We start from the raw sequence: 617 nt of genomic DNA, 5'->3' as shown, positions 1-617 counted from the left end.
AGATGTGTATAAGAGACAGCCCGACTCTGACCCCGGTTTTCCAACCCCTTCCCCAAACTCCCCGTGACCTGATGCGTGCCGACTTCTACCTGATCGCCAAGCCGCGCTTTCTCACCGAGCCACTGAAGCTGGTGTGCGAACTCGCGCGCAAGGCCAACGATGGCGGTCTGTACACGTTGGTTCTGGCGCGCGACCAGGCCCAGGCCGAGGAACTGGACGAGCTGCTGTGGTCGTTCGACCCTGACGCCTACATCCCGCACCAGATCATCGGTGAGGACGTGGACGAGGAAGAAGCCATCGTGCTGATCGCCACGCCGGGTGCCGACGCACCGGAGCGTCCGCTGGTGATCAACCTGCGTGACGAGCCCTACCTGGGCGCCTGCGACCGTGTGCTGGAAGTGGTGCCGGCCGATCCGGAAGCCCGCGAACCGCTGCGTGAGCGCTGGCGCCAGTACAAGGCCGCCAACTACACGCTCAACAAATACGACATGTAAGGCGAAACCGGGGTCCGCGTCGGGGGTTTGGGCGGGCCCACACCCCCCGGCCCCCCCGTCGGGGGGGGGGCGGGCCGAGATTTTGGTTTGGGGCGCGCGACGCGCCAGCGGCGCCGCGCCGCC

Annotated in this window: 1 protein-coding gene; it reads left to right on the top strand. The window is 66.9% G+C overall.

Annotated elements, in window-relative coordinates; all coding sequences use genetic code 11:
* Positions 1-68 precede the first annotated feature (68 nt).
* The gene (locus AC1VWL_RS19310) at positions 69-494 is read left to right on the top strand and encodes a DNA polymerase III subunit chi (protein ID WP_482987758.1); all 426 of its coding nucleotides are present in this window, start codon (positions 69-71) and stop codon (positions 492-494) included.
* Positions 495-617 lie beyond the last annotated feature (123 nt).

It is taken from the genome of Stenotrophomonas sp. STEN063, assembly GCF_056854515.1.
Note: the sequence above shows the minus strand (reverse complement) of the source record. Positions and strands in the feature narration are given on the sequence as shown.